Origin of the sequence: Streptomyces sp. NRRL B-1347, from assembly GCF_000720325.1 — a bacterium.
GTDB lineage: Bacteria > Actinomycetota > Actinomycetes > Streptomycetales > Streptomycetaceae > Streptomyces.
The window spans coordinates 13828-35129 of record NZ_JOJM01000056.1; the positions used below are offsets into that span (position 1 = coordinate 13828).

At 73.1% G+C, this 21302-nt stretch carries 20 protein-coding genes; 8 read left to right on the plus strand and 12 right to left on the minus strand.

What is annotated here, in order from left to right; genetic code table 11:
• Nucleotides 1-116: 116 nt before the first annotated feature.
• Complete coding sequence (locus IG74_RS0133555) at nt 117-1448, plus strand: sensor histidine kinase (protein WP_030684900.1); 1332 nt, start codon at nt 117-119, stop codon at nt 1446-1448.
• A 137-nt stretch (nt 1449-1585) separates the two neighbouring features.
• Here the strand turns inward: IG74_RS0133555 and IG74_RS0133560 are convergent, their stop codons facing one another.
• Both IG74_RS0133560 and IG74_RS0133565 read right to left on the minus strand, forming a co-directional pair.
• Nucleotides 1586-2077 (minus strand): SUKH-3 domain-containing protein, encoded by a 492-nt coding sequence (locus IG74_RS0133560; RefSeq protein ID WP_030684902.1) that lies wholly within the window; start codon nt 2075-2077, stop codon nt 1586-1588.
• A 52-nt stretch (nt 2078-2129) separates the two neighbouring features.
• A complete protein-coding gene (locus IG74_RS0133565) occupies nt 2130-2774 on the minus strand; it encodes a YwqJ-related putative deaminase (RefSeq protein WP_234334533.1) in 645 nt (214 codons plus the stop codon).
• A gap of 247 nt (nt 2775-3021) precedes the next feature.
• Here IG74_RS0133565 and IG74_RS0133570 point away from each other — a divergent pair, with 247 nt between their 5' ends.
• Nucleotides 3022-4011 (plus strand): SMI1/KNR4 family protein, encoded by a 990-nt coding sequence (locus IG74_RS0133570; RefSeq protein ID WP_030684907.1) that lies wholly within the window; start codon nt 3022-3024, stop codon nt 4009-4011.
• 166 nt (nt 4012-4177) lie between these two features.
• Here the strand turns inward: IG74_RS0133570 and IG74_RS53655 are convergent, their stop codons facing one another.
• A complete protein-coding gene (locus IG74_RS53655) occupies nt 4178-4324 on the minus strand; it encodes a hypothetical protein (protein ID WP_234334536.1) in 147 nt (48 codons plus the stop codon).
• Between IG74_RS53655 and IG74_RS49875 the strand changes: the two genes are divergently transcribed.
• A complete protein-coding gene (locus IG74_RS49875; protein ID WP_234334534.1) occupies nt 4323-6875 on the plus strand; it encodes an SUKH-4 family immunity protein in 2553 nt (850 codons plus the stop codon). The genes IG74_RS53655 and IG74_RS49875 overlap by 2 nt on opposite strands.
• A gap of 371 nt (nt 6876-7246) precedes the next feature.
• Nucleotides 7247-8164 carry a hypothetical protein gene (locus tag IG74_RS0133590; RefSeq protein WP_030684915.1) on the plus strand — a complete coding sequence of 306 codons (918 nt, stop codon included), beginning with the start codon at nt 7247-7249 and terminating at the stop codon, nt 8162-8164.
• A gap of 625 nt (nt 8165-8789) precedes the next feature.
• Here the strand turns inward: IG74_RS0133590 and IG74_RS0133595 are convergent.
• Nucleotides 8790-9875 (minus strand): helix-turn-helix domain-containing protein, encoded by a 1086-nt coding sequence (locus IG74_RS0133595; protein ID WP_420709982.1) that lies wholly within the window; start codon nt 9873-9875, stop codon nt 8790-8792.
• Nucleotides 9876-9926: 51 nt separating this feature from the next.
• Between IG74_RS0133595 and IG74_RS0133600 the strand changes: the two genes are divergently transcribed.
• On the plus strand, nt 9927-10343 hold the full coding sequence (locus IG74_RS0133600; RefSeq protein WP_030684920.1) for a cupin domain-containing protein: 417 nt from the start codon (nt 9927-9929) through the stop codon (nt 10341-10343).
• Nucleotides 10344-10355: 12 nt separating this feature from the next.
• On the opposite strand, the gene IG74_RS0133605 is transcribed toward IG74_RS0133600, so the two are convergent.
• Both IG74_RS0133605 and IG74_RS0133610 read right to left on the minus strand, forming a co-directional pair.
• On the minus strand, nt 10356-10805 hold the full coding sequence (locus tag IG74_RS0133605; protein WP_030684921.1) for a VOC family protein: 450 nt from the start codon (nt 10803-10805) through the stop codon (nt 10356-10358).
• A gap of 9 nt (nt 10806-10814) precedes the next feature.
• The gene (locus IG74_RS0133610) at nt 10815-11297 is read right to left on the minus strand and encodes a winged helix-turn-helix transcriptional regulator (RefSeq protein ID WP_030684923.1); all 483 of its coding nucleotides are present in this window, start codon (nt 11295-11297) and stop codon (nt 10815-10817) included.
• Nucleotides 11298-11386: 89 nt separating this feature from the next.
• On the opposite strand from IG74_RS0133610, the gene IG74_RS0133615 reads away from it, so the two are divergent.
• Complete coding sequence (locus IG74_RS0133615) at nt 11387-12853, plus strand: MFS transporter (RefSeq protein WP_037826482.1); 1467 nt, start codon at nt 11387-11389, stop codon at nt 12851-12853.
• Here IG74_RS0133615 and IG74_RS0133620 read toward each other — a convergent pair.
• On the minus strand, nt 12790-13650 hold the full coding sequence (locus tag IG74_RS0133620; protein WP_030684928.1) for an AraC family transcriptional regulator: 861 nt from the start codon (nt 13648-13650) through the stop codon (nt 12790-12792). The two genes, IG74_RS0133615 and IG74_RS0133620, sit on opposite strands and share 64 nt — an antisense overlap.
• Nucleotides 13651-13751: 101 nt before the next feature.
• Between IG74_RS0133620 and IG74_RS0133625 the strand changes: the two genes are divergently transcribed.
• The gene (locus IG74_RS0133625) at nt 13752-14600 is read left to right on the plus strand and encodes an NAD(P)H-binding protein (protein ID WP_030684930.1); all 849 of its coding nucleotides are present in this window, start codon (nt 13752-13754) and stop codon (nt 14598-14600) included.
• Here IG74_RS0133625 and rarD read toward each other — a convergent pair.
• Nucleotides 14551-15519, minus strand: a complete 969-nt coding sequence (rarD, locus tag IG74_RS0133630; protein WP_030684932.1) for an EamA family transporter RarD — start codon at nt 15517-15519, stop codon at nt 14551-14553. The two genes, IG74_RS0133625 and rarD, sit on opposite strands and share 50 nt — an antisense overlap.
• A 185-nt stretch (nt 15520-15704) precedes the next feature.
• Nucleotides 15705-16565, minus strand: a complete 861-nt coding sequence (locus tag IG74_RS0133635; RefSeq protein ID WP_030684935.1) for an SDR family oxidoreductase — start codon at nt 16563-16565, stop codon at nt 15705-15707.
• A gap of 102 nt (nt 16566-16667) precedes the next feature.
• On the opposite strand from IG74_RS0133635, the gene IG74_RS0133640 reads away from it, so the two are divergent.
• Complete coding sequence (locus IG74_RS0133640) at nt 16668-17054, plus strand: winged helix-turn-helix transcriptional regulator (protein ID WP_030684938.1); 387 nt, start codon at nt 16668-16670, stop codon at nt 17052-17054.
• A gap of 40 nt (nt 17055-17094) precedes the next feature.
• Here the strand turns inward: IG74_RS0133640 and IG74_RS0133645 are convergent, their stop codons facing one another.
• The 3 genes from IG74_RS0133645 to IG74_RS0133655 all read right to left on the minus strand — a co-directional run bounded on the left by IG74_RS0133645 (nt 17095) and on the right by IG74_RS0133655 (nt 21151).
• Nucleotides 17095-18177, minus strand: coding sequence for a 2-oxoacid:ferredoxin oxidoreductase subunit beta (locus IG74_RS0133645; protein WP_030684939.1), 1083 nt, complete (start codon nt 18175-18177; stop codon nt 17095-17097).
• Entirely contained in the window at nt 18170-20101 is a 1932-nt protein-coding gene (locus IG74_RS0133650; protein ID WP_030684941.1) for a 2-oxoacid:acceptor oxidoreductase subunit alpha, read from the minus strand. The genes IG74_RS0133645 and IG74_RS0133650 overlap by 8 nt, the downstream gene beginning before the upstream one ends.
• Nucleotides 20102-20491: 390 nt before the next feature.
• Nucleotides 20492-21151 (minus strand): response regulator transcription factor, encoded by a 660-nt coding sequence (locus IG74_RS0133655; RefSeq protein WP_324607526.1) that lies wholly within the window; start codon nt 21149-21151, stop codon nt 20492-20494.
• Nucleotides 21152-21302: the final 151 nt, after the last annotated feature.

Consider the following 21302-nt stretch of genomic DNA (forward strand, 5'->3'; position numbering starts at 1 on the left):
CGAGGGTTACCTGGCGGTTCGGGCGTCGCCCGTGGGCCGTGCGGGTAGGGCGCGGGGCGATCGCGTGCCGGAAACTCACCGGAAAACCGGGCGTCGGCGCCCGTAGGCTGGAAGACATGACCACGACGGGGGACAGCGGAACCGCGGCCAGGACCGGGCCGTGGTGGTGGGAGCGGCGGCGCAGTGCCGTGCTCGATGTGGGGCTCGGCGTCGTGTCGGCGGCCGAGTGCGGCGTGGAGGGTGTGGAGTTCGCGCGGGATGCCGGGCTGCCGCTGGCGGTGGGTGTGGGTTTCGGGGTGCTGGCCGGTGCGACGCTGGTGTTGCGGCGGCGCTGGCCGATCGCGGTGGTGCTGGTCGCGGTGGCGATCACGCCCGCGCAGATGGGCATCCTGATGACGATCGTGGGTCTGTACACGCTGGCGGCTTCGGAGCTGCCGCGGCGGATCATCGGGGCGCTGGCGGGGATGTCGCTCGCGGGGACGCTGATCGTGACGATGGTGCGGGCCAATCAGGACATAGCGAGCGGGGATCTGACGATCGGCGAGGGGGTCATCCCGTTCATCGCGATCAGTACGTCGCTGGGGGTGACGGCGCCGCCGTTGTTGCTGGGTCTGTACGTGGGTGCGCGGCGGAGGCTCATGGAGTCGTTGCGGGAGCGGGCGGACAGTCTGGAGCGGGAGCTTCAGTTGCTGGCGGAGCGGGCGGAGGAGCGGGCGGAGTGGGCGCGCAACGAGGAGCGCACGCGGATCGCCCGGGACATGCATGACGTGGTGGCGCACCGGGTGAGCCTGATGGTGGTGCACGCGGCGGCGTTGCAGGCGGTGGCTCGTAAGGATCCGGAGAAGGCGGTGAAGAACGCGGCGCTGGTGGGTGACATGGGCCGGCAGGCGCTGACGGAGTTGCGGGAGATGCTGGGGGTGCTGCGGGCGGGTGAGGCGCCGCCGAAGCCGGCTCCGGCGCCGGTGCCGTTGGCGGCGGTGGGGATGGCGGCGGAGCGGGCGGCGTCGCGGGCCGGGGGCGAGGAGGCCGCGGAGGCGGTGGAGGGCCCGTGTCTGGCGGAGCTGGACGAGCTGGTGGATCAGTCGCGGGCGGCGGGCATGGTGGTGGACATGTCCGTGGAGGGGGAGTCGCGGGCGTATGCGGCGGATGTGGAGGAGACGGCGTACCGGGTGGTGCAGGAGGCGTTGACGAACGTCTTCAAGCACGCGGCGGGTGCGAAGACGTATGTGCGGCTCGCGCATCGGAGTGCGGAGATCGCGATGCAGGTGGAGAACGGTCCGCCGCCGGAGACGGCTCCGGCGGACGCGCGGCTGCCGAGTGGTGGCAATGGTCTGGTGGGGATGAAGGAGCGGGTGACGGCGCTGGGCGGGGTGTTCGTGTCGGGGCCGACGGACGCGGGTGGTTTCCGGGTGTCGGCGGTGCTTCCTGCGGGGGCGGCCGGGGCCTGATCGGCGTGTGCCGCCGGGCGGGAGTGCCTCGTAGGGGCGCGGGGCGGTGTCGATGGCGGCTCCGCCGCGTGGCGCGGCCGGCCACGATGGACCCGCAGTCGCCAGGCGGCACAGGGCGGCGAGATCCAGCGAAGCGCCTACGTGCCGGCGGTGAGGCGTACCGGCCGGGTGCCGGCGACGAGGGTGGTGAGGGCCTGGTCGATGTGTTGTCCCAGGTACCAGTCGCCGGTGTGGTCGAGGCTGTAGACGCGGCCGCGGGCGTCGATGGCGAGCAGTGCCTGGGTCTCGGTCTCTTCGCCGATGGGGGTGACCTGGGTGCCGAGGGCGCGTCCGAGGTCGCCGAGGGTGCGGGCGAGGTGGAGGCCGTACATCGGGTCGAGGTGCAGGGTGGCGGGGGCTATCTGGCGGCCGGGGCCCTGTGGGGTGATGTGCAGGCCGCCGAATTCGGCCCAGGCTTCGACGGCGGCGGGGAAGACGGCGTGCTGGTGTCCCGCGGGTGAGGTGTGGCGGCGCAGGACGTCGGCCCAGATCTCGGCCTGTTTGATGTCCCAGCGGCCCGGTCGCCAGCCCGCGGTGCGCAGGGCGGCGTCGACGGGCACGGGGAAGCGGGTGGAGTGGTCGGTGTGCATGGTGGTGGGAGCCCTCGTGGTGCGGTGCGGATGTGGACGGCGCGCGGTGGTGTCAGCCGTCGGCCGCCGTGGGGTCCACGACGCGGACGCCGAAGTGGTCGGTGAGGGCGGTGCAGGAGCGGCAGGGGCGGGCGAAGGCGCCGTGCAGCGGGTCGCCGTCCTCGCGGATGCGGCGGGTGGTGAGTTTGGCGTGCTTGAGGGCTTTGCGGGCTTCGCCGTTGGTCATGGGTTTGCGGCGGGCGCGTTTGGAGCGGCCGGCGTCGGCGGTGGTGAGGTGCCGGGAGAGGAGCTGGGCTTCGGCGCAGCGGCCGGTGAAGCGTTCGCGCTGGGCGCTGGGGAGGGCGTCGAGGAAGTCCTGGACGAGGGGGTGCAGGTCGGGTGGGTCTTCGCCGCGCTTGGGGGTGGCGGTGAGGGTGGTGCCGCGGACGGAGAGTGCGGCGGCGACGGTCGGCAGGATGCCGTCGCGGCGGTGGAGCAGGATGGGTGCGTCGGCGGGGACGCTGCTCCAGCCGACGCGGGGGTCGCCGCCGGATGCGGCGGGTGCGGTGGCGGCTGTGGTGCCCGGGGGGCTGTGGGTGCCGGTGGTGCCCCGGGTGGTTGCCGTGGTGGTGGTTGCTGTGGTCGTGGAGTGAACGGTTCCGGCGCTTTCCGTGGATGTGTCGGTGGTCCGTGACATGCTGGTTTGTGCCGTGTGCATGTGGTGTTTCCCTCCCCGTGCCCGCGGCGTCGGCCGCTGGTGCCACGCCCCCGCGTTGCGGGAACAGACTGCCAAATGGGGCGCCTGGTGCGGAAGCTGGGTCGGTGCGACACGACCGGGTTTCGTCTCTGGGTGACGGTCTCGTGGCGGGTGGTCACGGATGTGGAGGCCCGATGACCCGTGTCGTCCTTCCGCATAGGCTGTCGCCATCCGTGAACCTCGACAGTGCCGCAGGAGGGCAACCGCCATGACGACAGGTCGGCCAGGTCGGCTCGGGCAGCAGGCCGCGCCGCCGAACGCGGCCTACGCCGGGCAGGTCGTGCACTTCCCGGACCCGGTCCGCGCCGCGCGCCATCCCAGGGGGGTGCGGGTGGACGGTGACGGCTATCCGGACTTCTCGCCGTACGCGCGTGCCGCGGCGGAGATCGCGGAGCCGCCGGAGGGTTTCGGCGTGGACGAGCTGCGGCTTACGGACTACGTGTCGGCGAACGCGGCGCTCGCGGCGTCGGGTCATGAGCTGTGGGACACGATTCCGGCGGTGGCGACCCCGCACGGCTGGACCTGGCACCACGTGCCGGGCGGTCGCCGGGTGGAGCTGGTGCCGGTCGAGGTGAAGGCGTTGCTGCGGCATCACGGTGGCATCGCCACGTCTGCCGTGGATCATCACAAGCGGGGTACGCGGCCGCTTCAGGAGACGCGTCCGGCGCATCTGGCCCTGCCGAAGGCGGCGCTCGCTGTCACGGAGGGGCAGGTCACGGGGGTCGAGGAGGATTTGGGCTACCGCCTGCCGGGGGCGTACCGCTCCTTCTTGAAGGCGGCGGGCGGGTGTGCGCCGGTGGGTACGGCGCTCGACGCGGAGCTGGGTCTGCTGATCGACCAGCCGTTCTTCACGGTCCGTGACGAGGCGGCCGTGAACGACCTGGTGTACGTCAACAAGTGTCTGCGTGACCATCTGACCAAGGACTTCCTGGGGGTCGGCTTCGTGCAGGGCGGTCTGCTCGCGGTGAAGGTGAAGGGCGATCGGATCGGCTCGGTGTGGTTCTGCGCGTACGACGACGCGCGTGACGTGGACCCGTCCTGGGCGCCCGCGGAGCGGGTGCAGCGGCTGCTGCTGCCGTGCGGTGACGACTTCGACGCGTTCCTGTCCCGGCTCGCGGGCAGTCCGCCCGAGCTGGAGACCGTGGCGAACCTGATGGTGGACGGCGGCTTCGCGCGCGTCGTCCCGGTGGGGGAGTGAGCTCCGAGATGGTGACCTTCGCACAGGCGCAGGAGCGCGCCGAGGAGTGGATCAACGGTGACGTGCCGCCGCCCGGGCACCGGGAGGTGCGGGTGCGGGAGTTCGACCTGGGCTTCGTGGTCTGGGCGGAGGACCGCGAGGGCGGTCCCCGTTCGGACGGCGGTGGTCAGCGGCTGGTCATCGCCCGGGACAGCGGTGAGGCCACGTTGTGGCCGGCGCTGCCGGTGGGTGAGGTGATCCGCCGGTACGAGGAGGAGTACGGGGTGCCGGACGTGCCGGAGCCGGCCGCGGCGCCCGCGGCGCCGGAGCGCATGGATCTGAATCAGACGTCGTTCCTGCTGAGTCCGCCGGAGTGGTTGCAGGAGGCGGCGGACAAGCTGGGGATTCCGGACCGGCGGTCGTCGGCCGGGGAGTCCGCGGCGGCGCGGGGCGGGGCCGGGGCGTCGCCGGAGCCTGTGGTTCCGGCCGCGCCGGTGGCTCCGGAGCCCGCGGTGACGTCGGCGGGCCCGCTGCCCGCTTCCGGTACGCCCGCTCCTTCGGGGGGCGGTACGGCGTGGCCTGCGGCCGGTGGGTCGGCCGGGGCGTCGGTGGGCGTCTCGGGTTCGGCCGTGCCGTCGTCGGAGACGCCGTGGGCGGGTACGGACACGAACGTCGGTGCCGATGACGACGACGTGGCGGTGCCGCTGCCCGCGACGGTGTTCTCGCCGCCGGTGAATCTGGACGGCGAGGAGGAGGACGCGTCGCCGGGTGTGTCGCCGGAGGCGAAGACCGCGCTGATCTCGGGCGGCAGTCAGCTCCCGAAGACGGCGGTCGCGCCCGCCGTCGAGGAGCCGGTGCCCGGGGTGCCGGGCGCGGGCCCGAACCTTCCGCCGCCGCCTGCGGGTGCGGCGGTGAGTGGTCCCAACCTTCCGCCGCCGCCTGCTGGTTCGGCCGTGAGTGGTCCTGACCTGCCGCCCCCGCCTGCCGGTTCGGCGGTGAGCGGGCCCAACATGCCGCCTCCGCCCGCTGGTTCGGCCGTGGGTGGGCCTGGTGTGCCGCCTCCGCCTGTGGGTGCGGCTCCGGGCGGGCCCGGCATGCCGCCGCCGCCCGTGGGTGCGACGCCGCCGCCCGTGCCGCAGGCGCCGGTCGCGTCCGAGGGTGCCGCTGTCGGTGGTGGCGCGGGTGCGCCGCCGCCCGGTGTGCCCGGTGTGCCCGGTGCGCCTGGTGCGCCCGGTGGCGGCTATGTGGCGACGCAGCTCGTGTCGTCGCTCGGCCCGGAGGGGCCGCAGCCTCCTGGCGCGCCGCAGCCTCCCGGTGCGACGCCGCCGCCTGCCGCTCCGCAGCCGCCCGCCGCTCCGGGTACGCCGCCCGGTGGGGTGCACCACGCCGCGACGATGCTGGCGGACCCGAGCATGGGCGGCGGGCTCCAGCCTCCGGCGGCTCCGGGTGCTCCCGGCGCTCCGGGTGCTCCTGGTGCTGCTCCTGGTGCTCCGCAGCCTCCCGGCCCGCCCGGTGTCCCGGGTGCGCCGGGCGGTGGGGCGCACCACGCCGCGACGATGCTGGCCGACCCGAGCATGGGCGGGGCGCCCAAGCCTCCCGGTGTCCCGGGTGTTCCCGGTGCGCCGCAGCCTCCCGGTCCGCCCGGTGCTCCCGGCGCTCCGCAGCCCCCTGGCGCTCCGGGCGCTCCGGGCGCTCCGGGGGCTCCGGGGGCTCCGGGTGGTGGCGTCCACCACGCCGCCACCATGCTCGCGGGTCCCGCCGTCGGCGGCCCGGGTGCGCCCCCGCCGCCCGCGGCCCCGGGTGCTCCTGGCATGCCGCAGCCCGCTCCGGGCATGATGCCGCCGCCGGGTCCCGGCATGCCGCCGCCCGGCGCGGGGCAGCCGTACGGCTATCCGCAGCCGCCCACCGGGCAGCCCACCGTGGGCCCCGGCTACCAGGCCGTGCTGCGGTACCGCGCCGCGGACGGGTCCGAGCAGCAGGTGATCAGGCGGTCGGCGCCGGGCACCCCGCACCCGGAGTGGCAGATCTTCCACGAGCTGCGCGGCATGAACGTGCCGCCGGACCAGGTCCTGGAGCTGCACACGGAGCTGGAGTCCTGCGAGCTGCCGGGCGCGTACTGCGCGCGGATGATCCGGGAGACCTGGCCGCAGGCGCGCATCACCTCGATCGCGCCGTACGGCAGGGACCACGCGTCGCGGCAGCAGGGCATGCAGCAACTGCTCGCGCACCAGGGCGAGTTGCACCAGGTGGCGGACGGTCCGGCGCGTCCGGCGCCGGTGCGGGCGCCGCTGCCGCCGGTGGCGCCCACGCCGCCGGTGCCGCCGGAGGGCGTGGCGCAGGAGCTCGCCGGGGCGTTCGGCCCTGGGGTGTTCCGGTTCGACCAGCGGGCGGTGTCGCGGCAGGGCGTGCCGGACGTCGTGGCGCACACGCTCGTGGTGGCGGGTCTGCCCCTGGACTTCGGCCCGTTCTTCTGGGCGCAGGCCCAGCCGGGGCGGCCGGTGCCGACGCTCGCGGAGCTGGCGCAGGAGCGGGGGGTGGCGCCCGCGTCGGACGCGGGCTCGTACCTGGTGATGGGCAGCGACTTCGGCCGGGCGATCTGTGTTCAGTACGGTACGGCGCACATCGTCGCGGTGCCGGTCGAGGCCGGTCCCGGCGGGGCTCCGGTGCCGCCGCAGTTCGTGAACACGGGGCTGCCCGAGTTCGTGCGCTGCCTGGGGCTGCTGGGCCGCATGTGGCGGCTGCGCTATGGCCTCAACCAGGAGCAGGCGGGCCGCTGGACCGTCGACTTCCAGTCGCAGTTGGCCGCGCTCGACCCGGCCGCGCTGTCCTCGCCGGAGAGCTGGTGGTCGGTGCTCCTTGAGCAGATGTGGGACGGCTTGCTGTAGCCCGCGTCCGTACGCGGCGCGCCCGGTCCGCCGGGTGACCGGGGCGCTCGATCCGCACGGCGGGTCGAGCGCCCCGGTCGTGCGCCCGTGAGTGCGCGGCCGCTCCCGGGGTGCCCGGTGTCGGCGGCGTCGTCGTACGGGACTCCGAGGGGTCCAAACGGCTCTTCGACGCACTGCGGAACGACACCCCGATTCCGACTTCCGGCCCCAATTGACGCATCCTTGACCGGATGGCGCTGACGGAGTGTCGTGTTATGACCACTTCCGCTTGATCCATCAAGATGTGCGCCAATCGCGTTGTACGCGGGTGGCGCGGCGGAGAGAGTCAGCGCGACGGTGAGAGTCCGTGTGGGCGAAAGAGGGGAACCAGGATGAGCGGCAGCGGTGCGTCACCTCATGGCTTCGTCGCCGTACGCGGGCGCGGCTACCGTCCCGAGCAGGTGGAGGCGTACGCCGTCGCGCTGTCCCGGGACCGGGACGCCGCGTGGGAGCGGGCCGCCCGGCTCACCGTCCTCGCCCGGGACATGGGGGAGGAGGCCGCGCGCCTGCGCGAGGCCGTCGCGCGGCTCGCCCCGCAGACGTACGACGAGCTCGGCCGGCGCGCCCAGTACCTGCTCGCGCTGAGCGAGGAGGAGGCCGCGGCCGTGCGGGACACCGCCGTGGCCGAGACGTACGAGCTCGGGCAGGCCGTGGGGGCCGCCGCCGACGAGCTGCGCGAGGCCGCGCGGGCGTACGCCGACTCCGTGCGGGGCGAGGCCGATGAGCGGGCCCGGCAGCGGCTGCTCGCCGCGCGGACCGCCGCCGACGAGCTGCGGATCGCCGCGCGCGGCGACGCGAAGGAGTGGCGCGGCGAGGCGCTCGCCGCGCTGCGGGAGATGCGCCGGCGCACGAGCGGGCTGCTCGCCGAGCAGGAGAAGGAGCACGGCGAGCGCTGGGAGGCCACGGAGCGGGAGATCGCGGAGCGGGAGGCGGTGGCCGACGCCCGCGAGGCGGCCCTCGTCGCGGCGGCCGAGGCCCGGCTCACCGAGGCCAAGCGGGCCTACGCCGAGGCGGAGGAGGCTGCCCGGCACGGCGAGGAGGACGCGGCCGCGCGTGCCGCCGAGCTGATCTCGCAGGCCAGGGTGCGGGAGGAGCGGGTGGGGCGGGACACGGAGCGGGTGTTGCGTGAGCACGGGGAGCGGTGGGACGAGGTGCGGGCGCACATGGACCACGTTCGCAACAGCCTGGCCGCCCTGACCGGCCGAGGCCACGGCGACGTCCCCGGGCAGCCCCCGGGGCCCGCCTCCTGAAACAGGGGCTTGCCCCTGCGGCCCCCCTCTGGGCCGGGCGACACCGGGCCCTGGCCGGGAGGCCGGGCGCCTGCGCACGACGTGGTCCCACCGACCCGCCCCCTGGTGACGCCCTGCCCCGCGCGTCTGCCTCTGCGGGCCTGGGGCCTTGGTGTATCGGCTGGGCGGCACCTGGGTGCTGTGCCCACCCCTCCCCAAGTTCTCGGCTTCGCTCGAGCAGGGGATGCCCCACTCGCCCTGCGGGACGATTGCCCACAGCGGGGTGAGGGGTGGTCCTGCCGCCCGCCCCTCACCGGTGACGGCAGCGTCGGCCGCAGCCTGGCCAACCCCATGACGGGGCACCAGCCTCGGCCTGCGTCTCCGCTGCTGCACTGGGACCCGCCCAGCTGCCTTGCTTGTGGCAGCAGTAGACCGCATGGGCCTCGCTCCGTGCGCCGGGGGCAGTCCTGCCCACCCGCCCCCGCCCGGGCAGGGGGGCGGCGACCACCCACCCGCGGCGCTACGCGTCGGGGTCGGGCATGGCGAAGCCGCGTGTTACGGGTGGGTGGGTGGGGGAGGAACCGCCGCGGTAGCGGCGCGTTGCGTGGGGGTGCGGTACGGCCGAGGAGGCGGGGAGCAGGCCCCGTCAGGGGCCGAAGCGGTGGCGGTAGGCCGTGGGGGTCAGGCCCGTGGCCCGGCGCAGGCGGGCACGGAGGTTGGCCGCGGAGCCGAGGCCGCTGCGCCGGGCCACCACGTCAAGGCGTTCCTCCCCGCGCTCGATGAGCCGGCACGCGAGCCCCACCCGCTCCCCGTTCAGCCAGGCCAACGGCGTCGTACCCAACTGCGCCCGGAACCGCCGGTGCAGCGTGGCCGGGCTGACGGCGGCCCGCGCGGCGAGCCCGGCCACGGTGAGGGGCTCGCCGAGCCGTTCCTGCGCCCAGGCGAGCAGCGGCGCGAGCGACTCGTCGGGCACGTCGGGGACGGGCCGTTCCACGAACTGCCGCTGCCCGCCGTCCCGGTGGGCGGCGAAGACGAGCCGCCGCGACACGGACACGGCGACCTCCGCGCCGAAGTCGCGGCGCACGATGTGCAGGCCGAGGTCGAGCGCGGCGGCGCTGCCCGCGGCGGTGAGGATGTCGCCGTCGTCGACGAAGAGGACGTCCGGTTCGAGCCGGACGGCGGGGAAGCGGGCCCGGAAGTCGTCGGCCCACTGCCAGTGCGCGGTGGCGCGGCGCCCGTCGAGCACCCCGGCCTCGGCGAGTGTGAACGCGCCGCTGCAGAAGCCGACGAGCCGGGCCCCGCGCGCGTGCGCGCGCCGTACGGCGTCCAGGACGGCGGGGCGCCGCGGCACCTCGGTGTCGGGCCGGTTGGGCACGATCAGCGTGTCGGCGGTGTCGGCGGCCTCGATCCCGGCCACGCCGGTGAGCGTGAAGAAGCCGTCGCGCATGAGGGTGCGCGGCTCGGGCGAGCACAGCGCGAAGTCGTACAGGGCGGGCCGCTCGCGGCCGAGCTCGGGCCGCTGGAGGCCGAAGATCTCGGTGACGCAGCCGAGTTCGAAGGGGTTGGAGTTCTCATCGACGATGACGACGACCCGATGCCCCCGCCCACCCGACAGCCCGCCCGACGGCTCGCCCGCGGCCCCGCCCGACGGCTCACCCGACGGCCCGCCCGCGGCCCCACCCGACGCCCCGGCCCCAGCGCCCGGCCACCCCTGCGAGTTTTCTTGCGTCATATGCGATTTCTAGCACTCGTGGCCGCTCGGGCCAAGGGTCACGATGGCCTCATGAGTAGAGAAACCGCAGCCCAGAGGCGTATGCCGGTCGCTCTCGACGAGGCCCTGGCCTCCTTCGACGAGCGCTGGAGCCCCCGTATCGTCACGCACGTCAACGACTACGACGTACGCGTGGCCAAGGTCGAGGGCGAGCATGTGTGGCACGTGCACGACGACACCGACGAGTTCTTCCTCGTCCTGGACGGCGAGCTGGACATCGCCCTGCGCGAGCCGTCGGGGGAGCGCACGGTGACGCTGCCGAAGGGGTCGGCCTTCACGGTCCCGCGCGGCACCGAGCACAAGCCGAGCGCGCGCGTCGGCGCCGAGATCCTGGTCTTCGAGCCCACGGGCACGCTGACGGTCGGGGACCGGCACGACGAGGTCCCCGACCACGTGGACGTCACGACGGGACACGCCCTCAAGGCCTAGCGCCGGTCCGCGTCACTGCACGCAGAACTCGTTGCCCTCAGGGTCCGTCATCACCACCCACTCGCCGCCCGCGGCCCGTACCCGCCGCTGCACGGCCGCGCCCAGCGCCTCCAGGCGGGCGACCTCGTCGTCCCGGGTGCCGGGCGTGGCGTGCACGTCGATGTGCAGCCGGTTCTTGCCGGACTTGGGCTCCGGCACCCGCTGGAAGAGCAGGCGGCGGCCGAGCCCGGTCCCGCTGTCCTGCTCGTACGGGTCGTCGGGGTGCCGTACGGCGATGAGGTCGCGGAAGGCGCGCTGCCCCCGGGGCCCCACGGTCTCGGCCTCGGTCACGGCGCCGAGGCCGAGCAGCCGCTCGATGAGGGCGCTGTTGTCCTCCACCGCGTAGCCGAGGGCCTCGGCCCAGAAGGCGGCCTGGGCGTGCGGGTCCCGCGCGTCGATGACGAGCTTCCAGTGCAAGGTCATGCGACCCAGTTAAGCGTCCGGACCGGCTTCCTCGGCCGCGCGGTCGTCGTACGCGGACCGCGCCGCCGCGATCTCGTTCTGATGCTCCTCGGTCCAGGTCACCAGGGACTGGATGGTGTGGTGCAGGGTGCCGCCGAGCGGCGTCAGCTCGTACTCGACGCGGGGCGGCACCACCGGGTGCACCGTGCGCAGGACCAGACCGTCGCGCTCCAGCTGACGCAGGGTGACGGTGAGCATCCGCTGGCTGATGCCGTCGATCTCGCGCCGCAGCTCGGTGAAGCGCAGCTTGCGCTGGTCCAGGAGCGCGATCACCAGGAGTGACCACTTGTCGGCGATCCGGTCGAGGATCTGCCGCACCTGGCAGTCCTCGCGGGTGTCCCACTGGAAGGGGTCGGCGTCCCCGTAGTCCACCCCGTTCCCGTACTCCTCGGTGCCGCCGTGGGGCACGGTGCTCCCCGAGTTACTCGGTGACTTCAAAGTGCCTTCTTCCATGCCTGTCGATGCTGCCGCACGCTGTCCATGGTTACAAGAAGGAACCGGCCATCAGTTGGGTAACCAACGGGTTGAATCGAGGAGTCACCATGGGCGCCCGAGCCTGGGCACTGCTGCTCGTCCTCTGCGGCACGATCTTCCTGGAGGGCGCCGACATCGCGATGCTCGCGATAGCGATCCCCACGATCAGGTCCGACCTGGACCTGTCGACGGCCACCGCGGCCTGGGTGATCAGCTCCTACGTCCTCGGCTACGCGGGCTTCACGCTGCTCGGCGGCCGGGCGGCCGACCTGCTCGGCAGACGGCGGATGTTCCTCGTCTGGCTCGGCGTCTTCCTGGTCTTCTCCGGGCTCGGCGGCCTCGCGACCGAGGGCTGGATGCTGATCGTGGCGCGGTTCGTGACCGGCGTGGCCGCGGCGTTCATGACGCCCGCCGCGATGTCGATCATCACCACCTCGTACGCGGAGGGGCCGGAGCGCAACAAGGCGCTGCTCGTCTTCGCGGGCACATCGGCGGGCGGCTTCTCGCTCGGCCTGGTCATCGGCGGGCTGCTCACCGAACTCGGCTGGCGGTGGGTGTTCTTCGCGCCGGTCCTCTTCGCCGCCGCGATCCTCGCCGCCGCCGTCCGGCTCGTCCCCGCGTCCGACGCGCCCCCGGTGAAGGTGTCGGCGACGCTGCGCTCCGGCGGCTTCGACCTGCCGGGCGCGGCCGCGGCCGCGGGCGCCATGCTGCTGCTCGCCTTCGGTGTCGTACGGCTCGAACACGGCCTGGACGGCTGGCCGCTGACGCTCGGTGCGGCCCTCGCCGGGCTGCTGCTCGGGGCGGCGTTCGTCGGCATCGAGCGCCGCGCGGCCGTACCGCTGGTGCGGCTCGGGATCTTCCGCACGGGCTCCGTGGTGCGGGCCGGGCTCGGGGCGCTGCTGTTCCTCGGCGCCTTCATGGGCTTCCAGTTCGTGCTCACGCTGTACTTGCAGGAGCTGCGCGGCTGGTCCTCGTGGCAGACGGCGATCGCCCTGGTCGTGATGGGCTGCGACGTGGTGCTCGCGCCGACGCTCACGCCCCGCCTGGTGAACCGCTACGGCCACGCCCGGGTGATCCTCGGCGGCTTCCTGCTCGCGGCTCTCGCGTACGCGCTGTTCCTGCCGGTCGGCATGGACTGGACGTACGCGGCGATGTTCCCGACGTTCCTCATCGCGGGCACGGCCTTCGCCCTCGCCTACGGGCCGCTGATGATCGCGGCGACCGACGGCGTCGCCGAGCGGGAGCAGGGCCTCGCGGGCGGAATCCTGCACACCGCCACGCAGTTCGGGGCGGCGATCGGGGTCTCGGGCGTGACGGCGGTGTACGGGCTCGTCACCGGGGGCCACGGCGGCATGGGCGGGGCCGGGCACTCGCTCGACGCCTTCCGCGCGGCCCTTGTGGTGCCGGTGGTCCTCGCCCTGCTGGGCGTGGCTGTCGCGCTCGCCGGGGTGGTGCGCGGCGCGCGACCGGGTCAGCCCGCGGCCCTGAGCGAAGAGCCGGCCGCCGCCCGGCCCGCGGCCAGCGAGGCGCGGTAGCCGCTCGGCGCGATGCCCCGGATCCGCTTGAAGGCGTCGCTGAAGCCGAACCCGTCGGCGTACCCGACCCGCCCCGCCACGGACGCCACCGTCGCGCCCGGCTCGGCGAGCAGCTCGGCGGCGAGCGTCATGCGCCACTCGGTGAGGTACGCCATCGGCGGCCGCCCGACGAGGTCGGTGAAGTTGCGGGCGAAGGCCGCGCGCGACACCTGGGCGCGCGCGGCCAGCGCCGCCACCGTCCAGGCCCTGCCCGGCTCGTCGTGCATGGCGCGCAGGGCCGGGCCGACCACGTCGTCGCCGAGCGCCCGGTACCAGGCGGGCGGGCAGGACTCCGGCAGGTCGAACCACTCCCGCAGGGTGCAGGCGAGCAGCCAGTCGAGCATCCGGTCCATCACGTACTGGCGCCCGGCCCGGTCGGCCGCCACCTCGTCCGCGATCAGCTCGATGATCGTCAGGCACTCCTCGCCGCCCGGCACCACGAGCAGCGGCGGCAGCGCGCTGAGCAGCCGCCGCCCGCCGCTGCCGTCCCACTGGTAGGTCCCGGTGACCAGCTCGGTCTCCGCGCCGCCCGCGGCGGTGACGGCGAACGGGCCCGAGGTGCGGACGGCGGCACAGCCCGCCCCCAGGGTGCGCGTCCCGCCCGGCCCCGTGACGTGCGCCTGCCCGCGGAACACCATGACGAGGGTCAGCGCGGCGGGCTCCGTCCGCTCCGGCTCCCACGCCCCGCGCAGCACCGTACGACCGAACAGCGCGCCGTCCGCGCGGATGCCGCGCAGCAGATCCCCCAGAGCGTCCATGACCCCACCGTAGACGGCGGTCGGGACCGGTGAGACGGACGCCTATGGGGCCGAGACGGACGCCCATGTCACCAGGGACGGCACGGGGGTTGGCTGGACGCATGACGACAACACCACGGACCACCGGCGAGCTGATCCTCGTCCTCGGCGCCACCGGCAAGACCGGGCGCCGGATCGTGCCCCGGCTGCGCGCGGCGGGCCGCACCGTGCGGGCGGCCTCCCGCTCCGGCGAGACCCGTTTCGACTGGAACGAACGTTCTACCTGGGCGCCCGCGTTGGACGGCGTGACCGCCCTCTACTTGGTGGCGCCGGAGGAGCCGGAGCCCGTCACCGACTTCGTCGCCCAGGCCGAGGCGGCGGGCGTGCGCCGCTTCGTGGTCCTGTCCGGGCGCGGCGTCGACGTGTCCGGCGAGTCCTTCCTCGCGGGCATGGCGCGGGCGGACCGCGTGGTGCAGGAGGCGGACGTCGACTGGACAGTGATCCGGGCCAACAACTTCGCGCAGAACTTCGACGAGGACTTCGCCCACGCCCCGCTCCTCGCGGGCCGCCTCGCCCTGCCGGTCGGCGACATCGCGGAGCCGTTCGTCGACGTGGAGGACATCGCGGACGTCGTGGTCGCGCTGCTCACCGAGGAGGGCCACTCCGGTCGCGTGTACGACCTCTCGGGCCCGCGCGCCCTCACCTACGCCGAGGCGGTCGCGGAGATCGCGGCGGCGTCGGGCCGCCCGATGCGCTTCGAGGCCGTCACGGCGGAGCAGTTCCTGGCGGAGCTCCGCGCGGGGGACGTCCCCGAGTCGCTGGCGCGCGAACTGGCCGCCGTCTTCACGTTCACGGCCGAGGGCCACCTCTCGCCCCTCGCGACGGGCGTACGGGACGTCCTGGGGCGCGAGCCGCGCGACTTCACGGAGTACGTGAAGGCTGCTGCGGCGCGGGGGGCCTGGGCGCGGTGACCCGCGCGGCGGCGAGCCGGGCCGCGTTGCGCCGCGCGAAGCGGAACGCGTCGAAGGTCAGCAGCGCGAGCGCCAGCCACACCAGGGCGAACCCGGCCCACCGCTCCGGCGGCATCTCCTCGTGGAAGTAGAGGATGCCGAGCAGGAACTGGAACATCGGCGCCAGGTACTGCAGCAGCCCCAGCGTGGACAGCGGCACGCGGATCGCGGCGGCGCCGAAGCAGACAAGCGGCGCCGCCGTCACCACGCCGGTCGCGGCGAGCAGCGCGGCGTGCCCGGTGCCCTCCGTGCCGAACACGAGGTCGCCCTGCGTGCCGAGCCACACCAGATAGGCGACGGCGGGCAGGAACTGCACGGCCGTCTCGGCGGCGAGCGACTCCAGGCCGCCGAGGTTCACCTTCTTCTTCACCAGGCCGTACGTCGCGAAGGTGAAGGCCAGGATCAGCGAGATCCACGGCGGGCGGCCGTAGCCGATCGCGAGGACGAGCACGGCGGCGAGGCCTACGCCGACGGCGGTCCACTGCACGGGCCGCAGTCGCTCGCCGAGCAGCAGGACGCCGATCGCGATGGTGACCAGGGGGTTGATGAAGTAGCCGAGGGAGGCCTCGACGACGTGGCCGGAGTTCACGGCCCAGATGTAGATGCCCCAGTTGAGGGTGATGACGGCGGCGGCGATGGTGACGAGGCCCAGCTTGCGGGGCTGGCGCAGCAGCTCGCCGGCCCAGGCCCAGCGGCGCACGAAGAGCAGCGCGATGGCGACGACCACGAGGGACCAGGCCATGCGGTGGGCCAGGATCTCGCCCGCGCCCGCGGGCTTGAGGAGCGGCCAGAAGAGGGGCACGAGGCCCCACATGCCGTAGGCGGCGATGCCGTTCAGGAGGCCTGTGCGGGCTTCCCCCTTCGCCTGCGCAGGTCCCACAGTTCCTCCTCCGAGCCGGCAGCCCCACGCTGCCTCCCGAAGGTAACGCCCAGGCCCCTCACCTGTCATGCCCGTTTCGCAATACGGTCATGACACGCTCCCCCCCGCTGTGGGCAGCTGGTCCGCCCAGAGGGCGGAACGGGTGGGCACAGCCCACCACGGCCCCGCACCCACCAACGAACCGGTCAGACCAGAGCAGCAGCAACAGCCGAGGCAAGCGGAGTGGTGGGCCGCCCGATGAGCCGGGCAAGGTCCCCGCTCGTCCCCGCCAGCCGCCCCCGGCGAATCGCGGCGTCGACATCCACCAGCACAGCCGCCACCGCCTCCGGCAGCCCCGCCCCCACCAGCACCGCCAGGTGCTCCGCGGGCGACACCTCCGCGTACGCCACCGCCTTGCCGGAGGCCTCCGCGACCTCCGCCGCGTATTCGGGGAAGCTCCACGCCACGTCCCCGCTCAGCTCGTAGGCGCGCCCCTCGTGCCCCTCGCCGGTCAGGACGGCGACGGCCGCCGCTGCGTAGTCGGCGCGCGCGGCGGACGCGACCCGGCCCGAGGGCCCGGCGCTGCCGACGACGGCCCCGTGCTCCAGGACCGGGGCGAGGTGCTCGGTGTAGTTCTCGTGGTACCAGCCGTTCCGCAGGAACGTGTACGGAAGGCCCGAGTCGAGCACCATCCGCTCGGTCTCCTTGTGCTCCGCGGCGAGGTCGAAGTCGGCGTCGGGCCCGCCGAGGACGCCCGTGTACACCAGGTGCGCGACCCCGGCGGCCTTCGCCGCGTCGATGACGGCCCGGTGCTGCGGCACCCGGCGCCCGATCTCGCTGCCGGACACCAGGAGCACCTTGTCGCCCGCGCCGAAGGCGCCCGCGAGGGTCTCGGGCGCGCTGTAGTCCGCGATCCGCAGCTCGACGCCGCGCGCGGCGAGGCCCGCGGCCTTCTCCTTGTTCCGTACGACGGCCGCGATCTGCCCGGCGGGCACGCCCGCGTCGAGCAGGCCCTCGACGACGAGGCGGCCGAGGTGTCCGGTGGCTCCGGTGACGACGATGCTCATGGGTGATTGCTCCTTGTATGCCCCGGTGGGATTCGGTATGACACTCACCCTAGCTAGGGCACTAACCATCCGTAAGTACCCACTTTGAAGTAAGGTACTGGTATGGCAGTAAGCAGCAGCGGTGCCGACGCCGAGCGGATGTGCCCCCACCGCCTCGTCCTGGAGCACGTCACGAGCCGCTGGGGCGTGCTCGTCCTGATCGCGCTCGCCGAGCGCTCGTACCGCTTCAGCGAGCTGCGCCGCGCGATCGGCAGCACCGGCGGCAGGACCGTCAGCGAGAAGATGCTGACCCAGACCCTCCAGATCCTGGAGCGCGACGGCATGGTGCACCGCGACGCCAAGCCGGTCATCCCGCCGCGCGTCGACTACTCCCTCACCGATCTGGGGCGCGAGGCGGCCGAGCAGGTCAGGGCCCTCGCCCTGTGGACGGACCGGCGCGTGGACGACGTACTGAAGGCACGCGAGAAGTACGACGAGGCCCGGTCCTGAAGGATCAGGACCGGGCCTCGTCGTACGCGGGCGGTGGCGGCTAGCCGACGACCGTCCAGGTGTCGCCGCCGGCGAGGAGCGCCGCGAGGTCGCCCTTGCCGTGCTGCTCGATCGCCGTGTCGAGCTGGTCGGCCATCAGCGTGTCGTACACCGGCCGCTCCACGCTGCGGAACACACCGATCGGAGTGTGGTGCAGCGTGTCCGGGTCGGCCAGGCGCGAGAGCGCGAAGGCGGTGGTCGGGGACGCGGCGCGGGCGTCGTGGACGAGGATGTCGCCCTCGTTCTCCGCGGTCACGGGGACGACCTTGAGGTCGCCGGTGGCCGGGTCGCGCACCACGCCCTTGGAGCCTTCGGCGCCGAAGCGGATCGGGGCGCCGTGCTCCAGGCGGATCACGGCCTCCTCGGCCTGCTGCTTGTCCTTGAGGACCTCGAAGGCGCCGTCGTTGAAGATGTTGCAGTTCTGGTAGATCTCCACCAGGGCCGTGCCGGGGTGGTCGGCGGCCTGGCGGAGCACCTCGGTCAGGTGCTTGCGGTCGGAGTCCACCGTGCGCGCGACGAAGGAGGCCTCGGCGCCGATCGCGAGGGACACCGGGTTGAAGGGCGCGTCGAGCGAGCCCATCGGCGTCGACTTGGTGATCTTCCCGACCTCGGAGGTGGGGGAGTACTGGCCCTTGGTGAGGCCGTAGATCCGGTTGTTGAACAGCAGGATCTTCAGGTTCACGTTGCGGCGCAGGGCGTGGATCAGGTGGTTGCCGCCGATGGAGAGCGCGTCGCCGTCGCCGGTGACCACCCAGACGCTCAAGTCCCGCCGCGACGAGGCGAGTCCGGTGGCGATCGCCGGGGCGCGGCCGTGGATGGAGTGCATCCCGTACGTGTTCATGTAGTACGGGAAGCGGGAGCTGCACCCGATGCCGGAGACGAAGACGATGTTCTCCTTGGCGAGGCCGAGCTCGGGCATGAAGCCCTGGACGGCCGCCAGGACCGCGTAGTCACCGCAGCCGGGACACCAGCGCACTTCCTGGTCGGACTTGAAGTCCTTCATGGACTGCTTGGCCTCGGCCTTGGGCACGAGCTTCAGAAGCGTCTCGGAGCCGGTGGGCCCCTCGATCGTGGTGTCAGCCATCGATGGCCTCCTTGAGAGCCGTGGCGAGCTGCTCGGCCTTGAACGGCATTCCGTTGACCTGGTTGTACGAGACCGCGTCCACGAGGTACTCGGCGCGGATCAGCGTGGCGAGCTGACCGAGGTTCATCTCGGGGATCACCACCTTGTCGTAACGCTTCAGGACGTCGCCCAGGTTCCGCGGGAAGGGGTTGAGGTGGCGCAGATGGGCCTGCGCGACGCTCTGCCCCGCGGCGCGCAGCCGGCGCACGGCGGCGGTGATCGGCCCGTACGTCGAGCCCCAGCCGAGGACCAGGAGTCTCGCGTCGCCGTTCGCGTCGTCGACCTCGAGGTCCGGCACGGCGATGCCGTCGACCTTGGCCTGGCGGGTGCGGACCATGAAGTCGTGGTTGGCCGGGTCGTACGAGATGTTGCCCGTGCCGTCCTGCTTCTCGATGCCGCCGATGCGGTGCTCGAGACCCGGGGTGCCGGGGATCGCCCACGGCCGGGCGAGGGTCTTGGGGTCCCGCTTAAACGGCCAGAAGACGTCGGTGCCGTCCGCCAGGGTGTGGTTCGTCCCGGAGGCGAACTGCACGCGCAGGTCCGGCAGTTCGTCCGCCTCCGGGATGCGCCACGGCTCCGAGCCGTTGGCCAGATAGCCGTCGCTCAGCAGGAAGACGGGCGTGCGGTACGTCAGCGCGATCCGGGCCGCCTCCAGGGAGGCGTCGAAGCAGTCCGCCGGGGTGCGCGGGGCGACCACCGGCACCGGCGCCTCGCCGTTGCGGCCGTACATCGCCTGGAGCAGGTCGGCCTGCTCGGTCTTGGTGGGCAGACCGGTGGAGGGCCCGCCGCGCTGGATGTCCACGACGACGAGCGGCAGTTCCAGGCTCACCGCGAGGCCGATGGTCTCCGACTTCAGGGCCACACCGGGCCCGGAGGTCGTGGTCACCGCGAGCGAGCCGCCGAAGGCCGCGCCGAGCGCGGCGCCGATGCCCGCGATCTCGTCCTCGGCCTGGAAGGTGCGCACGCCGAAGTTCTTGTGCTTGCTCAGCTCGTGCAGGATGTCCGAGGCCGGGGTGATCGGGTACGAGCCCAGGTACAGCGGCAGGTCGGCCTGGCGCGAGGCGGCGATCAGGCCGTAGGCCAGGGCGAGGTTGCCGGAGATGTTCCGGTAGGTGCCCGGCGGGAACGCCGTCGCCGCGGGCGCCACCTCGTAGGAGACGGCGAAGTCCTCGGTCGTCTCGCCGAAGTTCCAGCCCGCGCGGAACGCGGTGATGTTCGCCTCGGCGATGTCCGGCTTCTTGGCGAACTTCGTGCGCAGGAACCGCTCGGTCCCCTCGGTGGGCCGGTGGTACATCCACGAGAGCAGCCCGAGCGCGAACATGTTCTTGCTGCGGCCGGCGTCCTTGCGGGACAGGTCGAAGTCCTTCAGCGCCTCCACCGTCAGGGTGGTCAGCGGCACCGGGTGGACCTGGAACCCGTCCAGGGAGCCGTCCTCGAGCGGCGAGGTCTCGTACCCCACCTTCTGCATGGCCCGCTTGGTGAATTCGTCGGTGTTGACGATGATCTCGGCGCCGCGCGGCACGTCACCGATGTTCGCCTTCAGGGCGGCCGGGTTCATCGCGACCAATACGTTCGGCGCGTCGCCCGGGGTGAGGATGTCGTGATCGGCGAAGTGCAGCTGGAAGCTGGAGACGCCCGGCAGGGTGCCGGCGGGGGCGCGGATTTCCGCGGGGAAGTTCGGCAGCGTCGACAGGTCGTTGCCGAAAGACGCCGTCTCAGAGGTGAACCGGTCTCCGGTGAGCTGCATACCGTCACCGGAGTCACCCGCGAAACGAATGATCACTCGGTCGAGACGGCGTACGTCCTTCTCGCCCGCGGGCTTGCGCTGCTCTCCGACTACGGCTTCGTCGGCCTGCTCGGCCGGGCTACTGACCTGGCTGGTCACTGAACTGGACCTCCCTCGAGGCGACTGTGCGGGAATCGCAGGCAGCCCTGCCCTCCCATCGCCCACCCTACGTCTGTAAGGGGTACCTTCCTGGGGCCGCTCGCATGGTGGACGCACCTTTGAGACAGCTTGATGCCCTGATTTATCACGTTCTGCCTCGCCCCCCGGCCTCTCATGAAGACGCTCTCCGCTCATCCTTTGGTTCTAGGGCGCCGGGTCTAGGACCGGTGCCTTCGTACGGTGGACGCTGTCCCGCTGCCGGGACGTCCCCCCTGGTCGGAGTACCTCGTCCGGGACCCCTGACACGGTGTCGGTGCGGTGGGTGGATGGTGAATCCGGGAACGCCCGAAACGGCGAACGCGTTCCCGGAAAGTCACCGGAAATGCGGAACTAGGAATTCAGATAGGTGAGTACGGCAAGCACCCTTCGGTGATCGCCGTCGCTCTGCGAAAGTCCGAGCTTCAAGAAGATATTGCTGACGTGCTTTTCCACGGCCCCGTCGCTGACGACCAGCTGGCGCGCGATCGCCGAATTGGTCCGGCCCTCGGCCATCAGGCCCAGGACCTCGCGCTCGCGCGGCGTGAGCCCCGCGAGGACGTCCTGCTTGCGGCTGCGCCCGAGCAGCTGCGCCACGACCTCCGGGTCGAGCGCGGTCCCGCCCTGCGCCACCCGCACCACCGCGTCCACGAACTCGCGGACCTCCGCGACCCGGTCCTTGAGCAGATAGCCCACGCCCCGGCTCGATCCCGCGAGCAGCTCCGTCGCGTACTGCTCCTCCACGTACTGGGACAGCACGAGCACGCCGAGTCCGGGATGGGCCTTGCGCAGCTTCACGGCCGCGCGCACCCCTTCGTCCGTGTGCGTCGGCGGCATCCGCACGTCCGCGACCACGACGTCCGGCAGGGCGTCCTGGGCGGCGAGCTCCGTGATCGTCTTGATCAGCGCGTCCGCGTCCCCGACGCCCGCGACGACGTCGTGCCCGCGGTCGGTCAGCAGCCGGGTCAGCCCCTCCCTGAGCAGCACTGAATCCTCGGCGATGACCACCCGCACCTTGTCCTCCACGATGTTCCGGCCCCCCACAGCCTGTCCCCACCCCATTGACAGACTCCAGCATCCCAGCATCCGGACCCCCATGGGACCGACTCCGGCCACGTCCGAACAGGGGAGCGCCCCGAACGGGCAGATCAAGCCCGTCCGGGGC

What these genes read in the sequence shown, in the direction of transcription:
- IG74_RS0133555 (WP_030684900.1), top strand. Translation starts at nt 117, where the DNA reads ATGACCACGACGGGGGACAGCGGAACCGCGGCCAGGACCGGGCCGTGG.
- IG74_RS0133620 (WP_030684928.1), bottom strand. Translation starts at nt 13,650, where the DNA reads ATGGACGCTCTGGGGGATCTGCTGCGCGGCATCCGCGCGGACGGCGCG.
- IG74_RS0133610 (WP_030684923.1), bottom strand. Translation starts at nt 11,297, where the DNA reads ATGGAAGAAGGCACTTTGAAGTCACCGAGTAACTCGGGGAGCACCGTG.
- IG74_RS0133645 (WP_030684939.1), bottom strand. Translation starts at nt 18,177, where the DNA reads ATGGCTGACACCACGATCGAGGGGCCCACCGGCTCCGAGACGCTTCTG.
- IG74_RS0133595 (WP_420709982.1), bottom strand. Translation starts at nt 9,875, where the DNA reads ATGACGCAAGAAAACTCGCAGGGGTGGCCGGGCGCTGGGGCCGGGGCG.
- IG74_RS0133605 (WP_030684921.1), bottom strand. Translation starts at nt 10,805, where the DNA reads ATGACCTTGCACTGGAAGCTCGTCATCGACGCGCGGGACCCGCACGCC.
- IG74_RS0133615 (WP_037826482.1), top strand. Translation starts at nt 11,387, where the DNA reads ATGGGCGCCCGAGCCTGGGCACTGCTGCTCGTCCTCTGCGGCACGATC.
- IG74_RS53655 (WP_234334536.1), bottom strand. Translation starts at nt 4,324, where the DNA reads ATGCGCTCCGGCGCCGCGGGCGCCGCGGCCGGCTCCGGCACGTCCGGC.
- IG74_RS0133625 (WP_030684930.1), top strand. Translation starts at nt 13,752, where the DNA reads ATGACGACAACACCACGGACCACCGGCGAGCTGATCCTCGTCCTCGGC.
- IG74_RS0133590 (WP_030684915.1), top strand. Translation starts at nt 7,247, where the DNA reads ATGAGCGGCAGCGGTGCGTCACCTCATGGCTTCGTCGCCGTACGCGGG.
- IG74_RS49875 (WP_234334534.1), top strand. Translation starts at nt 4,323, where the DNA reads ATGGATCTGAATCAGACGTCGTTCCTGCTGAGTCCGCCGGAGTGGTTG.
- IG74_RS0133600 (WP_030684920.1), top strand. Translation starts at nt 9,927, where the DNA reads ATGAGTAGAGAAACCGCAGCCCAGAGGCGTATGCCGGTCGCTCTCGAC.
- IG74_RS0133570 (WP_030684907.1), top strand. Translation starts at nt 3,022, where the DNA reads ATGACGACAGGTCGGCCAGGTCGGCTCGGGCAGCAGGCCGCGCCGCCG.
- IG74_RS0133635 (WP_030684935.1), bottom strand. Translation starts at nt 16,565, where the DNA reads ATGAGCATCGTCGTCACCGGAGCCACCGGACACCTCGGCCGCCTCGTC.
- IG74_RS0133560 (WP_030684902.1), bottom strand. Translation starts at nt 2,077, where the DNA reads ATGCACACCGACCACTCCACCCGCTTCCCCGTGCCCGTCGACGCCGCC.
- IG74_RS0133640 (WP_030684938.1), top strand. Translation starts at nt 16,668, where the DNA reads ATGGCAGTAAGCAGCAGCGGTGCCGACGCCGAGCGGATGTGCCCCCAC.
- IG74_RS0133565 (WP_234334533.1), bottom strand. Translation starts at nt 2,774, where the DNA reads ATGCACACGGCACAAACCAGCATGTCACGGACCACCGACACATCCACG.